Origin of the sequence: Citrobacter sp. Cpo045 (assembly GCF_030332875.1) — a bacterium.
In the GTDB taxonomy this organism is placed as follows: domain Bacteria; phylum Pseudomonadota; class Gammaproteobacteria; order Enterobacterales; family Enterobacteriaceae; genus Citrobacter; species Citrobacter portucalensis.
This window is the reverse complement of record NZ_JAOWGZ010000091.1, coordinates 381,465-407,001: the sequence shown is the minus strand read 5'-3', so window position 1 is coordinate 407,001 and position 25,537 is coordinate 381,465. Positions and strand designations below refer to the sequence as shown.

The 25,537-nt window shown below is 53.7% G+C and carries 25 protein-coding genes; 13 read left to right on the top strand and 12 right to left on the bottom strand.

Features of this window, described 5'->3' with window-relative positions; translation table 11 throughout:
* The first annotated feature begins 54 nt into the window (after positions 1 to 54).
* The 4 genes from OGY13_RS10590 to OGY13_RS10575 are packed head-to-tail and all read left to right on the top strand — an operon-like array spanning position 55 to position 4,962.
* Complete coding sequence (locus tag OGY13_RS10590; RefSeq protein ID WP_153687696.1) at positions 55 to 1,188, top strand: amidohydrolase/deacetylase family metallohydrolase; 1,134 nt, start codon at positions 55 to 57, stop codon at positions 1,186 to 1,188.
* Entirely contained in the window at positions 1,172 to 2,290 is a 1,119-nt protein-coding gene (locus tag OGY13_RS10585; RefSeq protein WP_032942188.1) for a DgaE family pyridoxal phosphate-dependent ammonia lyase, read from the top strand. The genes OGY13_RS10590 and OGY13_RS10585 overlap by 17 nt, the downstream gene beginning before the upstream one ends.
* Positions 2,287 to 3,027, top strand: a complete 741-nt coding sequence (gene dagF, locus OGY13_RS10580) for a 2-dehydro-3-deoxy-phosphogluconate aldolase (protein ID WP_149281799.1) — start codon at positions 2,287 to 2,289, stop codon at positions 3,025 to 3,027. The genes OGY13_RS10585 and dagF overlap by 4 nt, the downstream gene beginning before the upstream one ends.
* A 21-nt stretch (positions 3,028 to 3,048) precedes the next feature.
* Entirely contained in the window at positions 3,049 to 4,962 is a 1,914-nt protein-coding gene (locus OGY13_RS10575; protein ID WP_125363014.1) for a BglG family transcription antiterminator, read from the top strand.
* Positions 4,963 to 4,995: 33 nt separating this feature from the next.
* Here OGY13_RS10575 and nrdG read toward each other — a convergent pair whose 3' ends face one another.
* The 5 genes from nrdG to treR form a co-directional block, all read right to left on the bottom strand.
* Entirely contained in the window at positions 4,996 to 5,460 is a 465-nt protein-coding gene (gene nrdG / locus OGY13_RS10570; protein ID WP_048227187.1) for an anaerobic ribonucleoside-triphosphate reductase-activating protein, read from the bottom strand.
* A 120-nt stretch (positions 5,461 to 5,580) separates the two neighbouring features.
* Positions 5,581 to 7,719 carry an anaerobic ribonucleoside-triphosphate reductase gene (gene nrdD, locus OGY13_RS10565; protein ID WP_003830363.1) on the bottom strand — a complete coding sequence of 713 codons (2,139 nt, stop codon included), beginning with the start codon at positions 7,717 to 7,719 and terminating at the stop codon, positions 5,581 to 5,583.
* Between the two features lie 408 nt (positions 7,720 to 8,127).
* Complete coding sequence (gene treC, locus OGY13_RS10560) at positions 8,128 to 9,780, bottom strand: alpha,alpha-phosphotrehalase (protein ID WP_213752389.1); 1,653 nt, start codon at positions 9,778 to 9,780, stop codon at positions 8,128 to 8,130.
* Positions 9,781 to 9,829: 49 nt separating this feature from the next.
* On the bottom strand, positions 9,830 to 11,248 hold the full coding sequence (gene treB / locus OGY13_RS10555) for a PTS trehalose transporter subunit IIBC (protein WP_048215055.1): 1,419 nt from the start codon (positions 11,246 to 11,248) through the stop codon (positions 9,830 to 9,832).
* Between the two features lie 157 nt (positions 11,249 to 11,405).
* On the bottom strand, positions 11,406 to 12,353 hold the full coding sequence (treR, locus tag OGY13_RS10550) for a trehalose operon repressor TreR (protein WP_032942194.1): 948 nt from the start codon (positions 12,351 to 12,353) through the stop codon (positions 11,406 to 11,408).
* Between the two features lie 191 nt (positions 12,354 to 12,544).
* Between treR and mgtL the strand changes: the two genes are divergently transcribed.
* The 5 genes from mgtL (at position 12,545) to OGY13_RS10530 (ending at position 18,693) form a co-directional block, all read left to right on the top strand.
* Positions 12,545 to 12,598, top strand: a complete 54-nt coding sequence (gene mgtL / locus OGY13_RS25045; RefSeq protein WP_223240846.1) for a mgtA regulatory leader peptide MgtL — start codon at positions 12,545 to 12,547, stop codon at positions 12,596 to 12,598.
* A 144-nt stretch (positions 12,599 to 12,742) separates the two neighbouring features.
* Entirely contained in the window at positions 12,743 to 15,451 is a 2,709-nt protein-coding gene (gene mgtA, locus OGY13_RS10545) for a magnesium-translocating P-type ATPase (protein WP_394804100.1), read from the top strand.
* A gap of 375 nt (positions 15,452 to 15,826) precedes the next feature.
* The gene (locus OGY13_RS10540; RefSeq protein ID WP_008786055.1) at positions 15,827 to 16,804 is read left to right on the top strand and encodes a TRAP transporter substrate-binding protein; all 978 of its coding nucleotides are present in this window, start codon (positions 15,827 to 15,829) and stop codon (positions 16,802 to 16,804) included.
* Positions 16,805 to 16,866: 62 nt separating this feature from the next.
* Positions 16,867 to 17,376, top strand: coding sequence for a TRAP transporter small permease (locus OGY13_RS10535; RefSeq protein ID WP_020996255.1), 510 nt, complete (start codon positions 16,867 to 16,869; stop codon positions 17,374 to 17,376).
* 30 nt (positions 17,377 to 17,406) lie between these two features.
* Complete coding sequence (locus OGY13_RS10530) at positions 17,407 to 18,693, top strand: TRAP transporter large permease (protein WP_213752388.1); 1,287 nt, start codon at positions 17,407 to 17,409, stop codon at positions 18,691 to 18,693.
* A gap of 91 nt (positions 18,694 to 18,784) precedes the next feature.
* Here OGY13_RS10530 and ridA read toward each other — a convergent pair whose 3' ends face one another.
* The 4 genes from ridA to pyrL form a co-directional block, all read right to left on the bottom strand.
* Positions 18,785 to 19,171, bottom strand: coding sequence for a 2-iminobutanoate/2-iminopropanoate deaminase (gene ridA, locus OGY13_RS10525; RefSeq protein ID WP_000047544.1), 387 nt, complete (start codon positions 19,169 to 19,171; stop codon positions 18,785 to 18,787).
* 76 nt (positions 19,172 to 19,247) lie between these two features.
* On the bottom strand, positions 19,248 to 19,709 hold the full coding sequence (gene pyrI, locus OGY13_RS10520) for an aspartate carbamoyltransferase regulatory subunit (protein ID WP_003025816.1): 462 nt from the start codon (positions 19,707 to 19,709) through the stop codon (positions 19,248 to 19,250).
* A gap of 13 nt (positions 19,710 to 19,722) precedes the next feature.
* On the bottom strand, positions 19,723 to 20,658 hold the full coding sequence (gene pyrB, locus OGY13_RS10515) for an aspartate carbamoyltransferase (RefSeq protein ID WP_003025818.1): 936 nt from the start codon (positions 20,656 to 20,658) through the stop codon (positions 19,723 to 19,725).
* A gap of 36 nt (positions 20,659 to 20,694) precedes the next feature.
* On the bottom strand, positions 20,695 to 20,796 hold the full coding sequence (gene pyrL / locus OGY13_RS10510) for a pyr operon leader peptide (RefSeq protein WP_003025819.1): 102 nt from the start codon (positions 20,794 to 20,796) through the stop codon (positions 20,695 to 20,697).
* Between the two features lie 238 nt (positions 20,797 to 21,034).
* Between pyrL and OGY13_RS10505 the strand changes: the two genes are divergently transcribed.
* On the top strand, positions 21,035 to 21,487 hold the full coding sequence (locus OGY13_RS10505; protein WP_048215052.1) for a YhcH/YjgK/YiaL family protein: 453 nt from the start codon (positions 21,035 to 21,037) through the stop codon (positions 21,485 to 21,487).
* A gap of 108 nt (positions 21,488 to 21,595) precedes the next feature.
* On the opposite strand, the gene argF is transcribed toward OGY13_RS10505, so the two are convergent.
* Together argF and argL are read right to left on the bottom strand one after the other, a co-directional pair.
* Entirely contained in the window at positions 21,596 to 22,600 is a 1,005-nt protein-coding gene (argF, locus tag OGY13_RS10500; protein ID WP_079934455.1) for an ornithine carbamoyltransferase, read from the bottom strand.
* Positions 22,570 to 22,665: a putative translational regulatory protein ArgL gene (gene argL, locus OGY13_RS25120; protein WP_370867251.1), complete on the bottom strand. Its 96-nt coding sequence runs from the start codon at positions 22,663 to 22,665 to the stop codon at positions 22,570 to 22,572. The genes argF and argL overlap by 31 nt, the downstream gene beginning before the upstream one ends.
* A 98-nt stretch (positions 22,666 to 22,763) precedes the next feature.
* Here argL and rraB point away from each other — a divergent pair, with 98 nt between their 5' ends.
* The 3 genes from rraB (at position 22,764) to OGY13_RS10485 (ending at position 24,995) form a co-directional block, all read left to right on the top strand.
* Entirely contained in the window at positions 22,764 to 23,189 is a 426-nt protein-coding gene (rraB, locus tag OGY13_RS10495) for a ribonuclease E inhibitor RraB (RefSeq protein WP_060682821.1), read from the top strand.
* Between the two features lie 51 nt (positions 23,190 to 23,240).
* Positions 23,241 to 23,999, top strand: a complete 759-nt coding sequence (miaE, locus tag OGY13_RS10490; RefSeq protein ID WP_008786061.1) for a tRNA isopentenyl-2-thiomethyl-A-37 hydroxylase MiaE — start codon at positions 23,241 to 23,243, stop codon at positions 23,997 to 23,999.
* Positions 24,000 to 24,164: 165 nt separating this feature from the next.
* Positions 24,165 to 24,995: a hypothetical protein gene (locus OGY13_RS10485; RefSeq protein WP_060682819.1), complete on the top strand. Its 831-nt coding sequence runs from the start codon at positions 24,165 to 24,167 to the stop codon at positions 24,993 to 24,995.
* Between the two features lie 26 nt (positions 24,996 to 25,021).
* Here the strand turns inward: OGY13_RS10485 and OGY13_RS10480 are convergent, their stop codons facing one another.
* Positions 25,022 to 25,525 (bottom strand): GNAT family N-acetyltransferase, encoded by a 504-nt coding sequence (locus OGY13_RS10480; RefSeq protein ID WP_003025856.1) that lies wholly within the window; start codon positions 25,523 to 25,525, stop codon positions 25,022 to 25,024.
* Positions 25,526 to 25,537: the final 12 nt, after the last annotated feature.

The window sequence follows — 25,537 nt, the reverse complement described above, 5'->3', positions numbered from 1 at the left end:
GCGGCTGCGCTTATCAGGCCTACACGATCGCCCCCATTTCAACAGGAGAGAGACATGTTTGATTTACTCCTGCGCCGTGCGCGCCTCGTTGACGATACGGTGAGCGATATTGCGCTCAAAGACGGCAAGATCGCGGCGTTGGGTGACGTTGATGGTCCGGCGCTGAAAACCATCGAGCTGGGCGGTGAGTGCTACGTCAGCGCAGGCTGGATTGACTCCCACGTTCATTGCTACCCGAAATCCCCGATTTACCACGACCAGCCGGATAGCGTTGGTATTGCGACCGGCGTCACTACCGTAGTGGATGCGGGCAGCACCGGAGCGGATGACATCGACGATTTTTACACCCTGACCCGGGAAGCTGCCACCGAAGTGTACGCGTTGCTGAATATCTCCCGCGTTGGGCTTATCGCCCAGAACGAGCTGGCCAACATGGCCAATATTGACGCTGATGCGGTACGAGAGGCGATGAAACGCCACCCTGATTTTATCGTCGGTCTGAAGGCACGTATGAGCAGCAGCGTAGTCGGTGAAAATGGCATCACGCCGCTGGATCGCGCCAAAGCGATGCAAGCGCAGAACGGTGACCTGCCGCTGATGGTGCACATCGGCAACAACCCGCCGGATCTGGATGAGATCGCCGAACGCCTGAGCGCGGGTGACATCATTACCCACTGTTACAACGGTAAGCCGAATCGCATTCTGACACCGCAAGGTGAGCTACGGGCGTCAGTGACGCGGGCGATTTCACGCGGCGTGCGTCTGGACGTTGGGCATGGCACCGCCAGCCTGAGCTTTGCGGTGGCAAAACGCGCTATCGAACTGGGTATTTTGCCGCACACCATCAGCTCCGATATTTACTGTCGTAACCGTATCAGCGGCCCGGTGCATTCCCTGGCGAATGTGATGTCGAAATTCCTCGCCATTGGGATGTCGCTGCCGCAGGTCATTGAATGCGTTACCGCCAATGCCGCCGATGGTCTGCGCCTGAAACAGAAGGGGCGGCTGCAGGTCGGTCTGGATGCCGATTTAACCCTCTTTACGCTTAAGCGCCAGCCAACCGTGCTGGTAGATGCAGAAAACGACAGCCTGCAGGCTGAACAACTGCTGGTGCCGCTTGCCGCAATACGTGCGGGCAAGGGCTATATGACCGAACAAGGGAGCACGGAACATGCCTTCGATTTTTGAGAAATACGATTTAAAACAGGTGATTAATACCTCCGGCCGCATGACGGCGCTCGGCGTTTCCACGCCGCGACCAGAAGTGGTTGAAGCCGCGATGGCGGGGATGAACCAATATTTCGAGATGAAAGACCTGGTCAATAAAACCGGCGACTACATCGCGAAATTACTGGAAGTGGAAGGGGCAACGGTTGTCTCTTGCGCATCGGCCGGGATCGCCCTGTCGGTGGCTGGCGTATTGGTTAAAGACAGCGACTGGCTGCTGGAGAACCTGCACGTCACGCCCATCGAGAACAACGAAATCGTGTTGCCCAGAGGTCACAACGTCAACTTTGGCGCACCGGTGGGCACCATGGTAGCGCTTGGCGGCGGCAAGTTAGTGGAAGCCGGTTATGCCAACGAATGTTCCGCGGCACAGCTGGCGGCGGCCATTACACCGCGTACGGCGGCCATTCTGTATATCAAATCTCACCACTGCGTCCAGAAAAGTATGCTCAGCGTGGAGCAGGCTGCGGTGGTGGCGCGTACGCATAATCTGCCGCTGATAGTGGACGCGGCGGCGGAAGAGGATTTGCAGTGCTACTACCGGGTTGGTGCAGATCTGGTGATTTATAGCGGCGCCAAGGCGATAGAAGGACCAACCAGCGGTCTGGTGATTGGTAAAACCCAATATGTTGAGTGGGTGAAGCGCCAGACGGCGGGGATTGGCCGGGCGATGAAGGTGGGCAAAGAGGGAATTCTTGGACTGACCTGCGCCATCGAACTGTATCTGAACGCGCAGAAAGAGAGCGGCGCGGAGATGGTCGAGAAAATGACGCCGTTCATTAATGCGTTGAACCAGCTTAACGGCGTGAGCGCCCGCGTGGTGTGGGATAGTGCAGGGCGCGACATCGCACGCACGGAAATTAAGTTTGATGAAGCGGTAACCGGGATCGCCACGGGGGAACTGGTCGACGCGCTGAAACAGGGGGAGTACGCGATTTACTTCCGTGGTTACAAAGCCAATGAAGGCATTATCGAAGCCGATGTGCGCAGCGTCGATCGCGCGCAGCTGGAGATTGTGGCCCGTCGAATTGGTGAAGTGATTTCGCAGGAGAAAAACGCATGAAACTGACCCCTAACTTTTATCGCGACCGCGTCTGCCTGAACGTACTGGCAGGCTCCAAAGAAAATGCCCGGGATATTTATGCGGCGGCGGAAGGACACGTGCTGGTTGGCGTGTTGTCAAAAAATTACCCGGATGTCGCAAGCGCGGTAGCGGATATGCGTGAATACGCGGCCCTTATCGACAATGCGCTCTCCGTGGGGCTGGGGGCGGGCGATCCTAACCAGTCGGCGATGGTCAGTGAAATCTCCCGTCAGGTGCAGCCACAGCATGTCAATCAGGTCTTTACCGGCGTGGCCACCAGTCGCGCGCTGCTGGGCCAGCAGGAGACAGTGGTCAATGGTCTGGTCTCGCCAACCGGCACGCCGGGCAGGGTGAAAATCTCCACTGGTCCGCTAAGCAGCCAGACGCCGGACGGTATTGTGCCGGTAGAAACCGCGATTGCGCTGCTCAAAGACATGGGCGGTAGCTCAATTAAATACTTCCCGATGGGTGGCCTGAAATGCCGTGACGAGTACATTGCGGTCGCGCAGGCCTGCGCCCGTCATGACTTCTGGCTGGAGCCAACCGGCGGTATCGATCTGGATAATTTCACTGAAATCCTGCAAATTGCCCTCGATGCCGGAGTGAGTAAAATCATTCCTCACATCTATAGTTCGATTATTGATAAGGTGAGTGGTAACACTCGTCCGGACGACGTACGCCAGCTGATGGCGATGACCCGGGCCTGCGTAGGCTAACTGACTGATGAGGAAACTGACGTGCGATTCCCCAACCAACGTTTAGCACAGCTGTTTGACATGTTGCAAAACGAAGCGCTTCCACAGGACGAGCTGGCGCAGCGGTTGTCGGTTTCCACACGCACCGTACGGGCGGATATCACCGCGCTAAACGCGCTGCTCACCCAGTACGGCGCACAGTTTGTCCTCAGCCGGGGTAATGGTTATCAGCTCAAAATTGATGACCCGGCAAGCTTTCACACCCTGCAAACGCAGCAGCCCAATACGTTGCTGCGCATCCCACGCACCAGCCAGGAACGGATACACTGGCTGGTGGTGCGTTTTCTGACGTCGGCTTTCTCGCTGAAGCTGGAAGATTTAGCTGATGAATGGTTTATCAGCCGCGCGACGCTGCAAAACGATATGGCTGAGGTGCGCGAGCATCTGCAACGTTATCATCTGACGCTGGAAACGCGTCCCCGTCACGGCATGAAGCTGTTCGGCAGCGAAATGGCGATCCGCGCCTGTTTGACCGATCTGCTGTGGACGCTGGCGCAGCAGGATCCGCAGCATCCGTTAGTGACGCAAGAAGCGCTGAATGCGGGGCTTCCTGAACAGTTGCAACCCGTTTTGCAGGACATTTTTGCCCGTTTCCATATTCGTCTGACCGATGAGGGCGAGCTGTTTTTACGCTTGTACTGCGCGGTGGCGGTACGGCGGATTAGCGAAGGATATCCACTCCCGGATTTTGCCGCAGAAGAAGCCGATCAATCGGTGTGCCTGGCCACGCGGGAAATCGCGGCGGTACTGCACCGCCTGGCAGACAAACCGCTTTCCGTTTCCGAAGAAAACTGGCTACAGGTGCATATTGCTGCCCGCCAGGTTCAGGAGATCGCGCCCAGTGCTATCAATGCGGATGATGACGAAGCGTTGGTCAATTACATCCTGCGTTTTATCAACACCCAGTACAACTACAACCTGTTGAATGATAAACAGTTGCATGCTGACCTGCTGACGCATATTAAGACGATGATCACCCGGGTGCGTTACCAGATAATGATCCCCAATCCGCTGTTGGAAAATATTAAACAGCACTACCCCATGGCGTGGGACATGACGCTGGCCGCCGTCTCGGGATGGGGAAAATATACGCCGTACACCATCAGTGAAAATGAGATTGGCTTCCTCGTGCTGCATATTGGCGTCGGGCTGGAGCGTAGTTACAACATCGGTTACCAGAGACAGCCGAAGGTTCTGCTGGTATGCGATGCCGGAAATGCGATGGCGCGGATGATTGAAGCGGTACTGGCGCGTAAGTATCCGCAGATAGAGATCGTCGATACCGTAACGCTTCGCGACTACGAACAGCGGGAAAGCATCAGCGAAGATTTTGTCATCTCAACCGCGCGGATTGGTGAAAAAGATAAGCCGGTGGTGATGATTGCGCCGTTCCCTACCGATTATCAGCTGGAGCAGATTGGCAAACTGGTGCTGGTCGACAGAACCCGTCCGTGGATGTTGAACAAATTCTTCGATGCCGCCCATTTTCGTGTGATTGACGAGCCAATGGATCAACAAACGTTGTTCAAAACCTTATGCCGTCAGTTGCAGGATGAAGGTTTTGTCGACGCGGAGTTTCTTGATTCGGTGGTTGAGCGCGAGGCCATCGTCAGCACCATGCTGGGTGACAGCATTGCCTTGCCGCACGCCCTTGGTCTGCTGGCAAAGAAAACGGTGGTCTACACCATCCTCGCCCCGCAGGGTATCGCCTGGGGCGATGAAACGGCCCACGTGATCTTCTTGCTCGCCATCAGCAAGAGTGAATACGAAGAGGCGATGGCTATCTACGATATCTTCGTCACCTTCCTTCGCGAACGCGCGATGACGCGACTCTGCGCGTGTCGCAATTTCACCGAGTTCAAAGCGGTTGCGATGGAGTGTGTGAGCCGTTTTTGAGAGGCGGATAACAGAATGTTTACCGCCTGAAAGTTAACGCAAATGATGTACAACCTGGTTGCTGCTACCGCGCCAGATCAGCGCCGGGTCTTTAAGATCCTGCACAAATTTACCATCGACCAGCACGTTGATGAGATCCACCACCTGCATTTGTGCGGCGTTGAGTTCATCAAGCTTGTAGCCAGTCCACACCCAGATATCTTTCCCCGGACACTCAGCGTGAATACGCTGTACCAGTTGCAGGATATCCGGCACGTTTTGCGGATGCAGCGGATCGCCGCCGGACAGCGAAATACCCTGGCGAGGGATTCGCGTGTCGTTCAGATCGGCAATGATCTTGTCTTCCATCTCTTTGGTAAACGGCTGGCCGGAATTGAGTCGCCAGGTGCTTTTGTTATAGCAGCCAGGGCATTCATGCACGCATCCCGACACAAACAGGGTGCAGCGAGTTCCTGGGCCGTTAACGATATCGACAGGATAGTATTGATGGTAGCGCATAGCGGGTGTCCAGAAAGCATGTAGGCCGGATAAGGTGCTTGCACCGCATCCGGCAACATTGTGATGCCTGATGGCGACGCGATTGCGTCTTATCAGGCCTACGGCCTTTGCAAACGGAAATTAACCTATCTGCCCATTACCTAAATGCTTAACGCGGCGCTTCACTTCTTCCTGCTTACCGGCGTTAAACGGACGAGCGTCCGGGCTGCCTAAATAACCGCATACGCGGCGGGTGACCGACACGCGCGCGGCGTCGTGGTTACCACATTTCGGGCAGGTAAAGCCTTTGCTGGTGCACTCGAACTCACCGGTAAAGCCGCACTCGTAGCATTCATCGATTGGCGTGTTGGTCCCGTAATACGGCACGTGCTGATAGCTGTAATCCCAGACGTCTTCCAGTGCTTTCAGGTTGTGCTGAATGTTCGGGTACTCGCCGTAGCAAATGAAACCTCCGTTCGCCAGCGGCGGGTACGGCGCTTCGAAATCGATCTTGTCGTACGGGTTAACCTTTTTCTCCACGTCGAGGTGGAAGCTGTTGGTGTAGTAACCTTTGTCGGTAACACCCGGCACCACGCCAAACTCGGCGGTATCCAGACGGCAGAAACGATCGCACAGGTTTTCGCTTGGTGTACTGTACAGACTAAAGCCGTAGCCGGTTTCGTCTTTCCACTGATCGACTGCCTGACGCAGACGTTCCACAATGGCGATAGCTTTAGCGCGAAGCTGCTCGCTGTCGTACAAGTGTTTGTCGCCAAACAGCGCGTTGATGGTTTCGTGAATACCAATGTAACCCAGAGAAATCGACGCGCGGCCGTTTTTAAAGATTTCAGACACGTCATCATCTGCTTTCAGACGCACGCCGCAGGCCCCTTCCATATACAGGATCGGTGCAACGCGGGCCTTCACGCCTTCCAGACGCGCAATGCGGGTCATCAGCGCTTTACGCGCCAGGATCAGACGGTCGTCGAGCAGTTTCCAGAAGGTGGCTTCATCGCCATGAGCTTCCAGCGCGATACGCGGCAGGTTAAGGCTGATAACGCCGAGGTTGTTACGGCCATCGTGAACCTGTTCGCCGTTCTCGTTTTCCCATACGCCCAGGAAGCTACGGCAGCCCATTGGCGTTTTGAACGAGCCGGTCACTTTAACCACTTGATCGTAGTTCAGGATGTCCGGATACATACGCTTGCTCGCGCACTCCAGCGCCAGCTGCTTGATGTCATAGTTCGGATCGCCAAACTTGTGGTTCAGACCGTCACGAATCGCAAACACCAGTTTCGGGAACACGGCGGTTTTACGATTTTTACCCAGGCCGGCAATGCGGTTACGCAGAATGGACTGCTGGATCAAACGCGATTCCCAGCTGGTTCCCAGGCCGAAACCGAAGGTGACGAACGGCGTCTGACCGTTGGCGGTATGCAGGGTATTCACTTCATACTCAAGGGACTGGAATGCGTCGTAGCACTCTTTCTCGGTACGGGAATGCGCATAACCGTCGGCATCTGGGATCTGCCACTCTTCAGCGGTTTTGCGATGCTTATTAAAGCTCTCGGTCACGAAGGGGGCGAGAACTTCGTCAATACGGTTAATGGTGGTACCGCCATAAATATGGCTGGCAACCTGCGCGATAATTTGCGCGGTGACCGCCGTCGCGGTGGAGATGGATTTTGGCGGCTCAATCTCCGCGTTACCCATCTTAAAGCCCTGCGTCAGCATACCTTTCAGGTCGATCAGCATGCAGTTAAACATTGGGAAGAACGGAGAGTAGTCGAGATCGTGATAGTGAATATCACCACGCTCGTGCGCCTGGACGACATCACGCGGCAGCAGGTGTTGACGCGCATAGTGTTTGGCGACGATACCGGCCAGCAGGTCGCGCTGGGTCGGGATCACTTTGCTGTCTTTGTTGGCGTTTTCGTTCAGCAGAGCAGAGTTGGTTTGCTCAACCAGACCACGAATTTCCTGGTTCAGACGGCCACGTTTTTCACGCTGTATATCACGGTCGTGGCGATATTCGATGTACGCACGGGCGAGTTGTTTGTACGGACCAGACATCAGCTGGTTTTCAACCGCTGTCTGGATCTCGTTGATATCGACCTGGCTGCGCTCATTCATCTGGCTACTAACGACTTCTGCGACGGTGGCACAGTAATCTGCGTCATCGACTCCCGCTGCTTTAGCTGCACGCAGAATGGCTTCTTTGATGCGCTCTGATTTAAACGGCACTTTACAGCCATCTCGTTTCATCACATGCGGTGTCATGATCACTCCATATTTATAAGAACAGGTTATCCACAGAGGTTGGAGAAGCGGCCATGGCTTTATTCATCTATCTGGCCAATGACTTCCCGCAATCCTGACCCACTTTATCCACAATTCCACCGTTAAACGGTGCACTGTAGTTGTAGCAATTGTAGTCGATTAATACAACATATTGGGTCGGCGTGCATTTTAAGTTCTATATGTAGTGATTTGCATCAAGGATGTTTACGATTTATTTGATGTAGCGCAAAGTAAAAATCGGAGCGTACAGATGACGGGCAGTACAGCGATTGTAAATTGTGGGCAGAAAATTCTGATTAATTATTCAACAAAAACAGGAAGCTAAGCTAAGCGTATATAGCAACGCCCGGTAGCGCTATGCGTACCGGGCCTGAACATAATTGCAAGCTATTTTTGCACCCACCAGACGGCCTCAAAAGGACGCAGTGTCATTTCCCCAGGTTGGCTGGCAACCTCGGCATAGTTGTGCATCAGCACCTGCCAGTTTCCGTCGGTCTGGGCTGGCTGCCAGCTCTGAAAGGTACCGCTCAGATTGGCAATGACCAGCAGCCGCTGCCCTTGCCACTCTCGTTGATAGCACCACAGATGCGGGCTGTCCGGTAGCAGATCCTGGTAGTCGCCCCAGGTGATAACCGGCTCCGCTTTGCGCAAGGCGATCAGCTTCTGATAGGTGTAGAACACCGAGTCGGTATCGTTCAGTGCTGCCGCCACGTTGATGTCTGCTGCGTTGTCACACAGATTGATCCACGGCTCGCCGTAGGTGAAGCCCGCGTGTTTGCTGCTATCCCATTGCATCGGCGTGCGGCTGTTATCGCGTGATTTACTGGCGAGGATCGCCAGCAGTTCTTGCGCATCGCGTCCCTGGCCGTTCAACTCGGCAAACATGTTATGGCTTTCCACATCGCGATAATCGGTAATCTGGCGGAAGTGCGGGTTGGTCATGCCAATCTCTTCACCCTGGTAGATGTAGGGGGTGCCCTGCATGCCATGCAGCACCATCGCCAGCATTTTGGCCGACGGAACGCGGTATTTACCTTCATCGCCAAAACGCGACACGATGCGCGGCTGATCGTGGTTACACCAGAACAGCGCGTTCCATGCCTGATTGTGCATGCCCTGCTGCCAGTGGTGGAACAGGGTTTTTAGCGCCACATAATCGGGTTTTGCTAACGTCCACTTCTCACCGTTGGGGTAATCCACTTTCAGGTGGTGGAAGTTAAAGGTCATCGACAGTTCACTACCATCTTGTGCGGCGTACTGCTGGCAATGTTCAAGCGTAGTGGAAGACATTTCGCCGACCGTCATCAGGTTGCGTGGAGTAAAAACATCGCGGTTCATCTCACGCAAAAATTCATGCGCGCGTGGGCCGTCGGTATAAAAACGGCGTCCATCGCCGTCGGGATCGTTCGGGAAGTCCTGATCTTTAGAGATAAGATTCACCACGTCGAGGCGCAATCCGTCCACGCCGCGATCGGCCCAGAACTCGCACACTTTCTTTAGCTCGGCGCGTACCGCCGGGTTTTCCCAGTTCAGGTCGGCTTGCTCCGGAGCAAAGAGGTGCAGATAGTACTGCTCGCTTTCGGCGTGCCAGCCCCAGGCGTTGCCGCCAAACTTGGAGCGCCAGTTATTTGGCGGGCAGTCTGGCGTGCCATCGCGCCAGAAATAAAACTGACGATACGGGCTGTCTTTATCCAGCGCTTCACGAAACCAGGCGTGCTGGGTTGAGGTGTGGTTAAACACCATGTCGAGAATAATACGGATGCCGCGCGCTTTCGCCTGCGCCACCAGTTCATCAAAGTCTTCCAGCGTGCCGTAGGCCGGATCGACAGACGTGTAGTCTGCGACGTCGTAACCGTTATCAACCTGCGGCGAAATATAGAACGGCGTCAGCCAGATGGCATCAACGCCCAGCTTTTGCAGATAGTCGAGGCGCTGCGTCACGCCGCGTAAATCTCCGGTGCCGCTGCCAGTGGTGTCCTGAAAACTCTTGGGGTAAACCTGATAGATAACGCCGTTTTGCCACCAGTGGGGAATATTCATGGTTGTTTCCTGGAAATACGCTGGGGCGCAACTGCGCCCCGAAGAAAAGTTAGACAATCTGTAATGTGCCCAGACGGTGTTTACGCTGGTAAACGAATGAGGTCAGTACCATTGGGATGACAATCGCAATGACCATCGCCATGCCAAAGACCTGCCAGTAAGTCGGCTGGATGGAGAGGATGCCCGGCAAACCGCCGACGCCAATCCCGTTCGCCAGCACACCGTTCAGGCCGCACAGCAGTCCGGCGAGACCGGAGCCGATCATCGCGCACAGCATTGGGAAGCGGTATTTCAGGTTGATCCCGTACATCGCTGGTTCAGTTACCCCGAGATAGGCGGAGATCGCGGCAGGAACGGAAATTTCACGTTCGTTGTGTTTGCGACTGGAGATAATGATCCCGACCACCGCAGAGGCCTGAGCGATATTCGACAGTGCGATCAGTGGCCATACCGGCGTGCCGCCCATGCTCTGAATCATCTGCATGTCGATAGCCAGCGTGGTCTGATGCACACCGGTGATCACCAGCGGGGCGTACAGGAAGCCGAACAGCGCCGCGCCAATCGGAGCAAAACTGCCGGTCAGCAGATGACGGACCGCAAACGCGACACCGTCGCCAATCATGCGGCCAAATGGACCGATAAAGGCGTGCGCAAGGAATACCGCAAGGATCAGCGAGCACACCGGGACGATCACCAGATACAGGTAATCCGGGACGATGCGCTTCATGCGTGTTTCAATAAACCCGAGCGCCAGCCCGGCCAACAGTGCCGGAATGACCTGCGCCTGGTAGCCCACTTTCTCAATGCTGAACAGGCCGAAGTTCCACACGTCCGGCACCTGCTGACCGAGCAAATAGGCGTTCATCAGTTGCGGAGAAACCAGGGTCACGCCCAGCACAATACCGAGGATCGGCGTACCGCCCATTTTCTTGACCGCCGACCAACAAATCCCGACCGGCAAATAGAAGAAGATCGCTTCGCCAATCAGCCACAGGAAGTCATAGAGGGTTTTCAGCGAAGGATGCATCTGCGCCAGCGTCTGCCCGTTACTCATGGGCAGATCGCCGATCACGTTACGGAAACCTAAGATCAGGCCGCCGCTAATCAGTGCTGGCAGCAGCGGGAAGAAGATCTCCGCGAAGTGAGAAATCAACTGCTCGTGCCATTTCATATTCTGCCGCGCCGCTTTCTTTGCCTGCTCTTTGTCGGCACTGGCTTGTCCGGTGGTCGCCAACAGCGCTTTGTAGTAATCGCCCACCTCGGTGCCAATTACCACCTGAAACTGCCCGGCGTTGGTGAAGCAGCCTTTGACCATTGGCAACAATTCGATCTCTTTCGGCCTGGCGTTTGCAGGCTGATTCAGCACAAAACGCAGGCGAGTAATGCAGTGACTCACTGTAGCGATATTGTCGCGCCCGCCAACCAGCTCAATTAGCCGGTCAATGTCTGCTTGTTTTATTTTGCTCATGATGGTGTGTGTTCCCCGTAGACCGGAAAAGACGCTGTTGCGTCGTCATTCGGCAACTCTCTCGTTGTTGGCGCCAGAGTATATCTTCGATGAATATTTAAAAATGGGAACGTTCCCGAAACGCAGCGAAGATCACAAATTAATGCTCAGAAAGCGATCAGGAGAGGGTGGAAGGAATAACGATTTGTCGTGGTTCGCTGCGGCCGTTGATCTGTTCGATCAGCTGCGAGGCCGCTTGTCGCCCGGCTTCGGCGTATCCAGGATCGACGGTGATAATTTCCGGATGGAGGAATTTCATCAGCGGCGTGCTGCCCACGCTCGCCAGCTGCAGGTTCTCAATCCGCTGCTCCTGCAGGTATTTGCTGACGCCAAGGGCAAGGGTATCCGTCGCACAGACTAAAGCGGTGGTTTCCGGGGTGATGACGTTGGCGGCCTGCTCATAGCCCTGCTTCATGGCCAGACCCGGCAGCGCGGCCACAGGATGCAGTTTGTGTTTTTTACAGAATGCCAGGTAAGCCTCATGGCGGCGTTTACCAGTGGTCACATCGCTATGCGGAACACCAAGAAAGCTAATATGGCGATGCTCGCGTTCGTATAAACGCTGCATCAGGGTACGAATGGCACCCTCATCGTCATAGCAGACGGAGGCAAAGCCTTTTGCATCTCTTGCCAGCAGCACCAGAGAATCTTGCCAGGAGGCGAGCATGGCTTCAGTAATGCCGGTAAAACCAAACAGCACCACGCCATCAATGTTGCGGCGTCTGAGCATGCCGAGATGTTCTTCAACCAGCTCGGGCGAGAACTGGCTTTCCATCATGATCGGATCGTAGCCCTGTTCATAAAAGGCGGGCAGCATGGTCTGCACGGCGAGATTTTCCGAAAGCGAGTCCAGACGCGTGACGATAATCGCCACCACCTTGTCGCTTTGTCCGCGCATAGCGCGTGCGGAGCGGGAAGGGGAAAAACCGTGCTGATTCATCACCGCCTCAACGCGTTCGCGGGTGCGTTCACTCACGCCGCTTTCATTGTTGAGCACACGGGAAACGGTTGATTTTCCCACACCGCTTAAGCGGGCGATGTCTTTAATGGTCAGCCGATTTTGCATCCTGTTTTCCCGTGTTGCGTGTGAAGTTATGCCAAATAGAGAATAACTTTACTCAAGCGCGGCGCAATGGGCAAAGTCTGGTATACGTTTGGTTTAGTTTCCATGGTTTATCATACCGCCATAATTGCCACAAACCTTATGGTTTTCTGCGTATAATCCGCGGCGCAAATCATTCACTTACCGGAGGCTATATGGATCCCGATCCCACCCCTCTCCCGAGATGGAGAAACAACCCTTTCCGGTAAGCCTGTCTTTCACTGTCTTACCGGAACAGTAAGACAGTGACGTTCTGACGTCCCTGTTGTGATTTTAATATTGCCACCAGGCAAGGCTTTGCCACGCCTGAAGGATTTACTGCGCCTGTTTATACTGGTGCAGAGGGACTGCCTATGTTCAAAAATATGACTCGCCAGCTGTTTGCCCGGCTAAGCCGCCATTTACCACATCGTCTGGTGCATCGCGATCCGTTGCCGAATGCTCAGACCGTTGCCAGCACACCGATCCCGCCATCGCTGAGCGAACATTGCCTGAAAATGGCGCTGATGGACGAAGACGCGCTGTGGAAAACGTTCGGCGCTCATCCGGAAGGCTTAAACGCCGCAGAAGTCGAGAACGCCCGCGAAATACATGGCGAGAACCAGTTGCCGGCACAGAAGCCGTCACCCTGGTGGGTGCATCTGTGGGTCTGCTATCGCAACCCGTTTAATATACTGCTGACCATTCTCGGGGCGATTTCCTATGCCACCGAAGATCTGTTTGCCGCTGGCGTCATCGCCCTGATGGTCGTCATCTCTACGCTGCTGAATTTTGTGCAAGAGGCGCGTTCCACCAAAGCGGCTGATGCGCTGAAAGCGATGGTCAGCAACACCGCCACGGTGCTGCGCGTCATCAACGAGAAAGGGGAGAACGGCTGGGTTGAACTGCCGATCGACCAGTTGGTTCCCGGCGATGTCATCAAGCTGGCGGCAGGGGATATGATCCCGGCCGATCTGCGCGTGGTGCAGGCTCGTGACCTGTTCGTCGCCCAGGCTTCGCTGACCGGTGAATCGCTGCCGGTGGAGAAAGTGGCAACCAGCCGCGATCCGCAGCAAAGCAACCCGCTGGAATGCGATACCCTGTGCTTTATGGGCACCAACGTGGTGAGCGGCACGGCGCAGGCCATCGTGATTTCAACCGGCGCCAACACCTGGTTCGGGCAACTGGCGGGTCGCGTCAGCGAGCAGGAAAGCGAGCAGAATGCCTTCCAGAAAGGGATCAGCCGCGTCAGCATGCTGCTGATCCGCTTTATGCTGGTGATGGCGCCCATCGTGCTTATTATCAACGGTTACACCAAAGGTGACTGGTGGGAAGCGGCGCTGTTTGCCCTGTCTGTGGCGGTGGGACTGACACCGGAAATGCTGCCGATGATCGTCACCTCAACGCTGGCGCGTGGGGCGGTGAAGCTGTCAAAACAAAAGGTCATCGTCAAACACCTCGACGCCATCCAAAACTTTGGCGCAATGGATACCCTGTGCACTGATAAAACCGGCACCCTGACTCAGGATAAAATTGTACTTGAGAATCATACGGATATCTCTGGTAAACCCAGCGAACATGTCCTGCATTCTGCGTGGCTGAACAGCCATTATCAGACCGGGCTGAAGAATCTGCTGGATACGGCGGTGCTGGAAGGTGTGGACGAAGAATCAGCCCGCCAGCTCTCGACTCGCTGGCAGAAAATCGATGAGATCCCGTTTGATTTTGAACGTCGCCGCATGTCGGTAGTGGTGGCAGAAGAAACCGATGTGCACCAGTTGGTCTGTAAAGGGGCGCTACAGGAGATCCTCAGCGTATGTACCCAGGTGCGTCACAACGGTGAGATAGTCCCGTTAGATGACAACATGCTGCGTCGGGTGAAACGCGTTACGGACACGCTGAACCGCCAGGGGCTGCGTGTGGTGGCGGTGGCGACGAAATACCTGCCAGCGCGTGAAGGTGATTACCAGCGTATTGATGAATCAGATCTGATCCTCGAAGGCTATATTGCGTTCCTCGATCCGCCGAAAGAGACCACCGCACCTGCGCTTAAAGCGCTGAAAGCCAGCGGCATTACGGTGAAAATCCTCACTGGCGATAGCGAACTGGTGGCGGCAAAAGTGTGTCATGAAGTGGGGCTGGATGCGGGCGATGTGGTTATCGGTAGCAGCATTGAAGGGTTAAGCGATGATGAGCTGGCTCGGCTTGCTCAGCGCACCACGCTGTTTGCCCGTCTGACGCCAATGCACAAAGAGCGCATTGTCACGCTGCTCAAGCGCGAAGGCCATGTGGTCGGCTTTATGGGCGATGGTATAAACGATGCCCCGGCACTGCGCGCGGCGGACATTGGTATCTCCGTTGACGGCGCGGTTGATATTGCGCGTGAAGCGGCGGATATCATCCTGCTGGAAAAGAGCCTGATGGTGCTGGAAGAAGGGGTGATTGAAGGACGCCGTACCTTCTCTAACATGCTGAAGTACATCAAAATGACGGCCAGTTCAAACTTCGGTAACGTGTTTAGCGTGCTGGTGGCGAGCGCCTTCTTACCGTTCCTGCCGATGTTACCGCTGCACTTACTGATTCAGAACCTGCTGTACGATGTATCCCAGGTGGCGATTCCGTTTGATAACGTCGACGAAGAGCAGATCAAAAAGCCGCAGCGCTGGAATCCCAGCGAATTGGGCCGCTTTATGATCTTCTTTGGACCGATCAGCTCGATCTTTGACATTCTGACCTTTTGCCTGATGTGGTTCGTCTTCCATGCCAATACTCCTGAACATCAGACGTTGTTCCAGTCTGGCTGGTTCGTGGTGGGCCTACTGTCGCAAACGTTGATTGTGCATATGATCCGTACCCGTCGCGTGCCGTTCATCCAGAGCCGCGCCGCGTGGCCGCTGATGCTGATGACGCTGGTGGTGATGGTCGTCGGCATTGCATTACCGTTCTCGCCGCTGGCCAGCTATCTGCAATTGCAGGCATTGCCGCTGAGCTACTTCCCGTGGCTGATTGCGATTCTGGCGGGTTACATGACATTGACTCAATTAGTGAAAGGTTTTTATAGCCGTCGCTACGGCTGGCAGTAAACATCAAACGCCTCAGCAGGATGGTGTTAATACCATCCTGCATTCCTCATTTTCATTCGAAGATATTACTTCGCAACATTAGTGTTTTATTTTTATTGAAATGCTAACGGGTGTTATTAGTATCAAATCGCCTTCCTTGCGTTGTTTTTTTATCAATAAAACGATCTGCATTGCAAAAATGAAACAGTGTGCTAAAAATTTTAAGCATCTGCGATTTTTTGTGAACGCAGTCATCGAAATAAATTGTTACACCAGTTAGTCTGCACAGGTAACGTCGTTAAGAAAGTTTCTCGCTGCCCGTTTTTAATTCCGGCAGTCATTTGCTCTGCAAGCTATTCCTGTTAATGGATATTATGAACTTCTGGAGAAGGACAAATGAAACTGACAAAAAACCTGTTAAGTCTATGTATTGGCGCGTCTGTATTACTGATGAGTCATGCAACGCTGGCACAAACTTTTCGCGCCGCAGATGTGCATCCGGCTGATTACCCTAACGTTGTTGCTGTCAAACATATGGGGGAAAAACTTAGCGCCGCGACCGACGGGCGTCTGGAGATTAAAACATTTCCTGGTGGCGTGTTAGGCGATGAAAAACAGATGATTGAACAGGCGCAATTAGGCGCTATCGATATTATTCGTGTCTCAATGACGCCTGTTGCCGCCATTCTCCCTGAAATTAACGTGTTTACCCTGCCATATATTTTCCGCGATGAGGACCATCTGCATAAGGTTCTCGACGGCATGATCGGTCAGGAGATTGGCGACCGTCTGACGGCTAATACCAAATCGCGGCTGGTGTTTCTCGGCTGGATGGATGCCGGCACGCGTAACCTGATCACCAAAAATCCGGTGGTGAAACCGGAAGATTTACACGGTATGAAAATCCGCGTTCAAGGAAGTCCGATAGCGCTGGATACCCTGAAAGCGATGGGCGCTAACTCCGTTGTCATGGGCGTCAGTGAAGTATTTAGCGGCATGCAGACCGGCGTTATTGATGGCACGGAAAATAACCCGCCAACGTTTGTTGCGCATAACTATTTGCCGGTCGTGAAAAACTATACCTGGAGCAAACACTTTATTATTCCTGAGCTTTTTCTGTTTTCGAAAGCTAAATGGGATAAGTTGAAAAAAGAAGATCAGGATCTCATTATTAAACTCGCCAAAGAAGCACAGATAGAGCAACGAAAACTTTGGCAGGATTATAATGCGAAATCACTGGAGACCATGAAAGCCAACGGCGTTCAGTTCCACGATATTGATACGGACTATTTCTATAAAGCCACGCAGTCAGTGCGGGATAATTATGGTAAAGACCACCAGGATTTGATCAAACGTATTCAGGATGTGAAGTAATTCATCAGGTGGAGGATATCAACCCTCCGCCTGAATCTTTTGATTAATTCGAGGTGATAATTATGGGTGAATGCTATTCATCGGTAATGGATTTTCTTTATCGGGTGTCAATGTGGATTGCCGGTATCGCATTATTGGTCATGGTCGCCATTATCCCCATTGGTATATTCGCGCGTTATGTTCTGAATAACGCCCTGTCATGGCCTGAACCCGTCGCTATTCTCTGTATGGTGACATTCACCTTTATTGGCGCGGCGGTAAGCTATCGCGCAGGCTCGCATATTGCGGTAAGTATGGTGATTGACCGTCTGGGGGATGCTTCCCGCCGTTATTGCTCGGTAATCGCAGACGTTATGTTGGTGGCGATAAGCCTGTTTATCCTCTGGTACGGAACCAATCTCTGTCTTGAACTGTGGGACCAGCCCGTGGCGGAATTCCCGCTTTTAAGCGCCGGGCAAAACTATCTTCCGTTGCCGATTGGCTCTGCCATAACGCTGCTGTTTATCGCTGAAAAGATTTTCCGTGGTCCGCAGTACCAACGTCCCGTTGTCATGCTGGGATCGACCAGCTAGTTACCGCCCCCATTTCAGAAAGGAAAGCAGATGGATGCATTTATTCTCGTCTTTACGCTCGGCATTATGCTGGCGATTGGGGTACCGGTAGCGTACGCGGTTGGCATTAGCGCCATCATTGGGGCCTGGTATATTGATATTCCGCTGGAAGCGGTAATGATCCAACTGACCAGCGGGGTGAACAAGTTCTCTCTGTTAGCGATCCCATTCTTTATTCTGGCTGGGGCAATCATGGCCGAAGGGGGAATTGCGCGGCGACTGGTGAACTTTGCCTATATTTTTGTTGGTTTTATCCGCGGCGGACTGTCGCTGGTAAACATTGTGGCATCAACCTTTTTTGGCGCTATTTCCGGATCGTCTGTGGCTGATACCGCGTCCATCGGTTCGGTAATGATCCCGGAGATGGATAAAAAAGGTTATCCGCGTGACTTTGCCGCAGCGGTAACGGCCAGTGGTTCGGTACAGGCGATTCTTACGCCGCCCAGCCATAACTCGGTTATCTACTCGCTGGCGACCGGCGGCACGGTGTCGATTGCCGCGCTGTTCATCGCCGGGATCCTGCCGGGGCTGCTGTTAAGCCTCAGCCTGATGGTGATGTGCGTGGCTTTTGCACACAAGCGCGGTTATCCAAAAGGAGAACGTGTACCGTTTCGCCAGGCGCTGACGATTTTCGTTGATACGCTGTGGGGCCTGATGACCGTTGTGATCATCATGGGCGGTATCCTGTCAGGTATCTTTACCGCAACGGAGTCTGCGGCAATTGCCTGCCTGTGGGCCTTCTTTGTCACCATGTTTATCTATCGTGACTATAAATGGTCTGAGCTGCCGAAGCTGATGTTCCGCACGGTGAAGACGGTCACTATCGTCATGATCCTGATAGGTTTTGCCGCCGCGTTTGGGGCCGTCATGACTTATATGCAGTTGCCGATGCGTATCACTGAAGCCTTCACCAGCATCTCGGACAACAAATACGTCATCCTGATGTGTATTAACATCATGCTGCTGCTGATCGGTACGCTGATGGATATGGCACCGCTGATCCTCATTCTGACGCCGGTTCTGCTGCCGGTGACCAACGCGCTCGGCATTGATCCGGTCCATTTCGGCATGATCATGCTGGTGAACTTAGGGATCGGCCTGATTACGCCGCCGGTAGGTTCGGTGCTGTTTGTGGCCAGTGCGGTGAGTAAACAGAAAATAGAGCAGGTGGTGAAGGCGATGTTGCCATTCTACCTTGTGCTATTCCTGGTGCTGATGCTCGTGACGTACATTCCGGCGATTTCGCTGTTCCTGCCGAAACTGTTTGGCGTGATGTGATAAATGCCCGGTGGCGCTTACGCTTACCGGGCCTGTAAACGACCCGTGCATTGGCCGGACGAGGCGAAGCCGCCATCCGGCACAAGGAGACTTAGCGACGAACGGCGATCGCTTCAATCTCGATTTTCACGTCTTTCGGCAGACGGGCAACTTCCACGCAAGAACGCGCCGGGAAGGTCGCGTTGTGTTCGGTGAAGAACGCTTCGTAGGTCGCGTTTACGGTTGCGAAATCGTTCAGGTCTTTAACGAAAACGGTCGTTTTTACGATGTCGCCCACTTTCAGGCCTGCTGCTTCAACGATAGCTTTTACGTTTTCCAGCGACTGACGTGCCTGAGCGGACACGTCTTCCGCTACGGCACCGGTTTTCGGATCGACCGGGATCTGACCGGAAGTGATTACCATGCTACCCAAGTCAACGCCCTGAACGTATGGGCCGATTGCTGCTGGTGCATTTTCCGTCGCGATAGTCTTGCTCATGATTTCTCCTGAATTACAGCGGTAGTAGAATGTTCCCGCTCATTATAGGGAGCCGGGATCTCATAACCAACCCCAATTAGTTGGCCAGCACCACATAATGCGAAAACTCTTTTTCACAGTATTTGCATTTGAGTGCGATGTCATCGGCACGCTTTTTCACTGCAAAACTGGAGGAAACCGGCTCAGCATGGCTGATACAGTTGCTGTTCGGGCAAACCAGTACATTGTCGATACGCTCTGGCAGGCTCGGACGTGATTTACCCACCACGTCGTAATCGTCAATGCGGTTTACCGTTGCCTGCGGGGCGTACAGGGATAGCTGGTTTACCTGCTCATCGGTCAGGAACGTGTTTTCAATTTTAATCAGGTCCTTACGGCCCATCTCGCCTGACGGCAGGTTCAGGCCGATGGTGATACGCTGGTCAGTTTCCGTCAGTTTAAACAGCGTCAGCAGCTTAAAACCAACCTGTGCGGGAATATGGTCAATCACGGTGCCACGTTTGATGGCTTCAACCTGCAGTTTGTTATCGTGTGTCATCTCTTTTTCTCCCTTACAGTGCCAGTTCGCTATTCAGTACCAGTGCCAGTAACGCCTGGCGGGCGAAGATGCCGTTGCCAGCCTGCTGGAAATACCAGGCGTGCGGCGTCTTGTCGACGTCGGTGGTGATCTCATCGATACGCGGCAGCGGATGCAGTACCTTCATGTTTGCTCTGGCGCCGTTCAGATCGCTGGCGCGCAGAACAAACTGCGCTTTCACGTTGGCGTATTCGGACGGGTCCAGACGCTCTTTTTGTACGCGGGTCATATAGAGGATATCGACCTCCGCCATCACCTCTTCAATAGTGCCGTGGAGGCTCCAGGCGATACCTTTTTCATTCAACATATCCAGAATGTATTGCGGCATCGCCAACGCGTCCGGGGCGATGAAGTAGAAACGGTTACCTTCGAACTTCGCCAGCGCCTGGGTCAGGGAATGGACGGTGCGGCCATATTTCAGGTCACCCACCATGGCGATGTGCAGATTGTCCAGGCGACCCTGAGTTTCCTGAATGGTGAACAGATCCAGCAGCGTTTGGGTGGGATGTTGGTTGGAGCCGTCGCCTGCGTTCAGTACCGGAACGTTACCGGAGAACTCCGTAGCCAGACGCGCGGCGCCTTCCTGCGGATGGCGCATTACGATGGCGTCGACATAGGTGCTGATGACGGAAATAGTGTCGGCCAGCGTTTCACCTTTTTTGCCCAGAGAGGTATTGCTGCTGTCAGAGAAACCCACCACGCTGGCGCCCAGGCGATGCATGGAGGTTTCAAAGGATAAACGGGTGCGGGTTGAGGCTTCAAAGAAGCAGCTGGCGATAACCTTATGCTTTAACAGCTCCGGCTGTGGGTTAGCTTTTAATTTCGCCGCTGTTGCGAGGACCAGATTGAGGTCATCGCGGCTGAGGTCGTTTATGGAAATGATGTGTTTTTGATAGAGCGGGTTAGCCATGTTTATCTCCTGACGCCTGGGCAAAAAAAAAGCCCCTCAATTGAGGGGCTCGGAATGGGTGATCAACGGAAAGAAAAACGGCAGGCCAGCGTCCTTTTTCAGACGCGGTAAGACAAAATGTCGTACACACTGAACCATACATCCTCCCGGCAAATTGTCCGCGATTATACTCAGCTCCGTTATGGGATCAAGCGAAAAATGCACAAATTATTCATCGCAAACGATTCTCATGAATATTCATTCACCCTGAATGCCAAACAGCAACAATGAGATAAACATGCGTTGACGCAAAATATCGGCAAATAGCAGTAGTATGGCAGACCGTTTTTTCGTATAACAACTAAAATGAAACGATGTTTTAATTAAGGGGTTTAAGATGATTGTCGGCAATATTCACAACCTGGATGCCTGGCTGCCGGAAGAGCTGCGTCAGGCGATTGAACACATTAAAGCGCATGTGACGGATGAGACGGAAAAAGGTAAGCACGACATCGACGGCGATCGCCTGTTTTATCTGATTGCTGAAGATATGACGGAGCCGTTTGCACAGCGCCGCGCTGAATATCACGCGCGCTATCTGGATATTCAGATTCTGCTCAAAGGTCAGGAAGGCATGACCTTCAGCACGCAGCCTGCGGGCGCGCCGGAAACTGACTGGCTGGCGGATAAAGATATCGCTTTCCTGCCGGAAGGAGTACAGGAAAAAACGGTGGTGCTGAACGAAGGTGATTTCGTTGTGTTCTATCCGGGCGAAGTGCATAAACCGCTGTGCGCGGTCGGTGCACCAGCGCTGGTACGCAAAGCCGTGGTGAAAATGCGGGTGGCATAAGCGTATTTGCCGGGGGGGCGGCTTCGCCTTGCCCGGCCTACGGGAGCGCGGTTGTAGGCCGGATAAGATGCTTAGCATCGCCATCCGGCATTCTTTTCATCCATGCTCTTACTTCGCCAGCGTCGCCACCATCACCGCTTTGATGGTGTGCATCCGGTTTTCTGCCTGATCAAATACGATACTGGCGGGGGATTCAAAGACCTCATCGGTCACTTCCATTCCACCGTGCAGACCATATTCCTGTGCCATTTGTTTGCCAAGCGTGGTTTGATCGTCATGAAACGCGGGCAAGCAGTGCAGGAATTTCACCTGCGGATTGCCGGTCAACGCCATCATCGCGCTATTAACCTGGTACTTACGCAGCAGCGCAATACGTTCGGCCCACTTCTCTTTTGCCTCGCCCATTGATACCCAGACGTCGGTATAGATGAAGTCTGCGTCTTTCACGCCCGTGGCGACATCTTCGGTCAGCGTAATATTGCCGCCGTTTTTCTGTGCCAGCGCTTTGCACTCCGCAACCAGACTTTCTTCCGGCCAGCAGGCCTGCGGTGCGACCAGACGCAGATCCAGCCCGGTTAACGCGGCGGCTTCCAGCATGGAATTACCCATATTGTTGCGGGCATCACCGGTGTAGACCAGCGTCATCTCATTAAACGCTTTACCCGGCAGGTGTTCATGCATAGTTAACAGATCCGCCAGCAGCTGGGTGGGATGAAACTCGTTGGTTAATCCGTTCCACACCGGAACTCCGGCATATTCCGCCAGCGTCTCGACAATCTCCTGACCGTGGCCCCGATACTGAATACCGTCGTACATACGGCCGAGTACGCGGGCGGTGTCTTTGATCGACTCTTTATGGCCAATCTGGCTGCCGCTCGGCCCGAGATATGTCACGCGCGCGCCCTGATCGTATGCGGCAACTTCGAAAGAGCAACGGGTACGGGTTGAGTCTTTTTCGAAGATGAGCGCGATGTTTTTACCGGTGAGCTTTGCGACTTCAGTGCCGTTTTTCTTATCCGCCTTCAGCTGTGCGGCGAGCTGAAGCAGTGACGTGAGTTCAGCAGAGGTGAAATCAAGCAGTTTCAAAAAATGTTTCTGATAAAACGCAGACATGGTTCCCTCACATGGCTTAGGCCATTTATTGAATTAAAATTCAATTTATATGGATGTTTATTCATTTGCAACCTTGTTTAACAAATCTTTCCTGGAAAGGTGGAGGCAATGACAGCGGTATGTGACAATAAGAGTATCGGCAGGACATTATGAGGAACGAGCCATGGCAAACCCGGAACTACTGGAAGAACAGCGTGAAGAAACGCGCTTGATTATTGAAGAGTTACTCGAAGATGGCAGCGATCCAGACGCGCTGTACACCATCGAGCATCACCTTTCCGCGGATGACTTCGAAACCCTGGAAAAAGCGGCAGTAGAAGCCTTCAAGCTGGGTTATGAAGTGACCGAGCCGGAAGAGCTGGAAGTGGAAGAAGGCGACACGGTTATTTGCTGTGACATTCTGAGCGAATGTGCACTGAATGCGGAGTTGATCGATGCTCAGGTTGAGCAACTGATCAACCTGGCCGAAAAATATGATGTGGAATACGACGGTTGGGGCACCTATTTTGAAGACCCGAACGGCGAAGAAGGTGAAGACGGCGACGATGAAGACCTCGTCGACGAAGATGATGACGGCGTGCGTCACTAAGTCATCAACTGACCTGCGGTAGCCCAGGCTGCCGCAGGCCAAGGACAACGTATGGATTACCTGCAAATACTCTCCCCGATCCACAACTTCCTGCACTGTAAAACGCCCCAGGCCTGGCTTGATAAAGCGCGAGACCCGGCGAATCTCCCACTGTTATTGACCGATCACCTCGTCTGTGAGCTGAAAGCGGCGCAAACGGCGATGCTGCTGGTGCGTAAGTATGTCGCAGATAAACAGGGATCGCAGGCGCTGCTGGACTGGCTGAAACCCTATGAAGCGTTTGCTTTCAGAGAAGGGGATGAGCCGGATTTTATCGCGCTGAATAAACAGATAAGCAAAAGCGTGATGCCGCAAACCGACGACCCGTGGGGACGCAAGCTTATCGACAGCATGGTTTTGCTGATCAAAGAAGAGCTGCATCACTTCTGGCAGGTGCGTGAGGCGATGATGAGCCGCAACATTCCCTATATTAAGATTACCGCCAGCCGTTACGCTAAAGGCATGCTCAAAGAGGTACGCACCCACGAGCCGCTGACGTTAATCGATAAACTGATTTGCGGGGCTTATATTGAGGCGCGTTCCTGTGAACGGTTCGCCGCGCTGGCACCGTATCTGGATGACGATTTGCAGGCGTTTTATCTGTCGCTGCTGCGATCCGAGGCGCGGCACTATCAGGACTATCTGGCGCTGGCGCAGCAGGTTTCGGCTGATGATATCAGTAGCCGGGTGCGGTTCTTTGGCGAAGTAGAAGCCGCGTTGATCACCTCTCCTGACGATGAATTCCGTTTTCACAGTGGTGTGCCAGCTTAATTCCTTTCTTTGACGCGCGGTGTCCATCGCCGCGCGGTTTAATCCTTCCTGTTTCTGTTAGCAAAATCTGGTGGCTGGAAATCGCTCGCTGCTGCCGTAATAATCAAAACACACGAAGGGGAAATATATCCCCGTAACAGAGATGATTTGGCATAAGGATGGTTAATGAACTGGGCACACGTTTTGTTGGCAGGTTATATCGGGGCGGTGATTGCTATCGTCGTCGGCATGTTTCGCAAAAAAGGCTGGCTGGGCAAGATCTCCGGCGCGGTGGTTTTTGTGGTGGCGATCATCGCGTGGAATCTGTTTGATGTGCACTACCTGATCCCACGCGAAAGCCCGGATTATGGTCTGACCGAAGAGCAGCAATTTGAAAAGGCGATGCTCTCCAATCCGGCGTTTCAGGTGATTAAGGAGCAGGAACCTGAGCTGACACAAAAAATTATCAGCCAGGCAGCGCAGATGAAGAAAGCAGGGAGTAGCGAACAGCAGGTTATCGACGCGATACAGCCGCAAATTCTTCAGTTGCAAATGGCAAGATTGCAGCAGGCGCCAGATGCCAATGTCATTGAATATATGAAGATTAACCTTGAGCAGATCGCTGCTGTGGCCAAAATAGGTGATGACGAATGCTTCCGCTTTCTGTTTCCGGCAGTGAAAGGGGGGATTAACCCGGCACGCCTGGTTCCGCGTGAGATCATGAACCGTCGTATGGCGAGTGATATGAGTATGATGCGTGCTGCCTATGGTCCGAACAAACATACGGTCACGGCAGAAGAGAAACAGCTGGCGTTGCAGGATCTGCAAGCAATAAGCCCTGGGCTAGTACAGCGCTATGGGCCGGATATTCAGATCATGGCCGATCCGACTAAAGCGATCGGCAAAGAGAAGATTGCCTGTGAGATAGTGCAGGATCTCTGGTCACAGGTGCTGAAGCTGCCAACCGCCCGCGCGGCTGGCGTTATTCGACTGATGCTCTCAGCCGAGATGCAGTAACGCGGCTAAAGCCTCTCGGCATAAGGTCAGAGGGGCTTTAACATCCGCACTTCACAATCCACGTGCCCGGTACAGCCCAGCGCTTCGCTGATATGCTCAAAGCCTAAATGCTCATACAGGCGGATTGCCTCAGTCAGAAACGCTGTGGTCTCCAGATAGCACTGTTTAAAACCCTGCTCGCGGGCATGTTCGAGCGCCATCAATGCCAGCTTTTTCGCCAGCCCCTGACCGCGCGCGCTCGACAGGAAGTACATCTTTTGCAGCTCGCAAATGTCCGGTTCACTACATCCTAACGGCGCAACGCCGCCGCCGCCCACGACTTCACCGTTTTGCTCAACCACCCAGTAGGCCGCGCCCGGCTGGCTGTAAACCTGGAACAGTTCGTCCAGATTAGGGTCGGCAACGGTATAGCCTTTATCGGCGGTAAGCCCGTATTCAGCGGAAACTTTGCGGATCACGCGGGCAATGGCGGCGTTATCATCGGCAGAAATTCGGCGCAGCGTTGCCGCGACGGAGGTAATGGCACTCATAGCGAACTCATG

What these genes read in the sequence shown, in the direction of transcription:
- OGY13_RS10590 (WP_153687696.1), top strand. Translation starts at nt 55, where the DNA reads ATGTTTGATTTACTCCTGCGCCGTGCGCGCCTCGTTGACGATACGGTG.
- OGY13_RS10585 (WP_032942188.1), top strand. Translation starts at nt 1,172, where the DNA reads ATGCCTTCGATTTTTGAGAAATACGATTTAAAACAGGTGATTAATACC.
- dagF (WP_149281799.1), top strand. Translation starts at nt 2,287, where the DNA reads ATGAAACTGACCCCTAACTTTTATCGCGACCGCGTCTGCCTGAACGTA.
- nrdG (WP_048227187.1), bottom strand. Translation starts at nt 5,460, where the DNA reads ATGCGCTACCATCAATACTATCCTGTCGATATCGTTAACGGCCCAGGA.
- nrdD (WP_003830363.1), bottom strand. Translation starts at nt 7,719, where the DNA reads ATGACACCGCATGTGATGAAACGAGATGGCTGTAAAGTGCCGTTTAAA.
- treC (WP_213752389.1), bottom strand. Translation starts at nt 9,780, where the DNA reads ATGAATATTCCCCACTGGTGGCAAAACGGCGTTATCTATCAGGTTTAC.
- treB (WP_048215055.1), bottom strand. Translation starts at nt 11,248, where the DNA reads ATGAGCAAAATAAAACAAGCAGACATTGACCGGCTAATTGAGCTGGTT.
- treR (WP_032942194.1), bottom strand. Translation starts at nt 12,353, where the DNA reads ATGCAAAATCGGCTGACCATTAAAGACATCGCCCGCTTAAGCGGTGTG.
- mgtA (WP_394804100.1), top strand. Translation starts at nt 12,743, where the DNA reads ATGTTCAAAAATATGACTCGCCAGCTGTTTGCCCGGCTAAGCCGCCAT.
- OGY13_RS10540 (WP_008786055.1), top strand. Translation starts at nt 15,827, where the DNA reads ATGAAACTGACAAAAAACCTGTTAAGTCTATGTATTGGCGCGTCTGTA.
- OGY13_RS10535 (WP_020996255.1), top strand. Translation starts at nt 16,867, where the DNA reads ATGGGTGAATGCTATTCATCGGTAATGGATTTTCTTTATCGGGTGTCA.
- OGY13_RS10530 (WP_213752388.1), top strand. Translation starts at nt 17,407, where the DNA reads ATGGATGCATTTATTCTCGTCTTTACGCTCGGCATTATGCTGGCGATT.
- ridA (WP_000047544.1), bottom strand. Translation starts at nt 19,171, where the DNA reads ATGAGCAAGACTATCGCGACGGAAAATGCACCAGCAGCAATCGGCCCA.
- pyrI (WP_003025816.1), bottom strand. Translation starts at nt 19,709, where the DNA reads ATGACACACGATAACAAACTGCAGGTTGAAGCCATCAAACGTGGCACC.
- pyrB (WP_003025818.1), bottom strand. Translation starts at nt 20,658, where the DNA reads ATGGCTAACCCGCTCTATCAAAAACACATCATTTCCATAAACGACCTC.
- pyrL (WP_003025819.1), bottom strand. Translation starts at nt 20,796, where the DNA reads ATGGTTCAGTGTGTACGACATTTTGTCTTACCGCGTCTGAAAAAGGAC.
- OGY13_RS10505 (WP_048215052.1), top strand. Translation starts at nt 21,035, where the DNA reads ATGATTGTCGGCAATATTCACAACCTGGATGCCTGGCTGCCGGAAGAG.
- argF (WP_079934455.1), bottom strand. Translation starts at nt 22,600, where the DNA reads ATGTCTGCGTTTTATCAGAAACATTTTTTGAAACTGCTTGATTTCACC.
- argL (WP_370867251.1), bottom strand. Translation starts at nt 22,665, where the DNA reads ATGAATAAACATCCATATAAATTGAATTTTAATTCAATAAATGGCCTA.
- rraB (WP_060682821.1), top strand. Translation starts at nt 22,764, where the DNA reads ATGGCAAACCCGGAACTACTGGAAGAACAGCGTGAAGAAACGCGCTTG.
- miaE (WP_008786061.1), top strand. Translation starts at nt 23,241, where the DNA reads ATGGATTACCTGCAAATACTCTCCCCGATCCACAACTTCCTGCACTGT.
- OGY13_RS10485 (WP_060682819.1), top strand. Translation starts at nt 24,165, where the DNA reads ATGAACTGGGCACACGTTTTGTTGGCAGGTTATATCGGGGCGGTGATT.
- OGY13_RS10480 (WP_003025856.1), bottom strand. Translation starts at nt 25,525, where the DNA reads ATGAGTGCCATTACCTCCGTCGCGGCAACGCTGCGCCGAATTTCTGCC.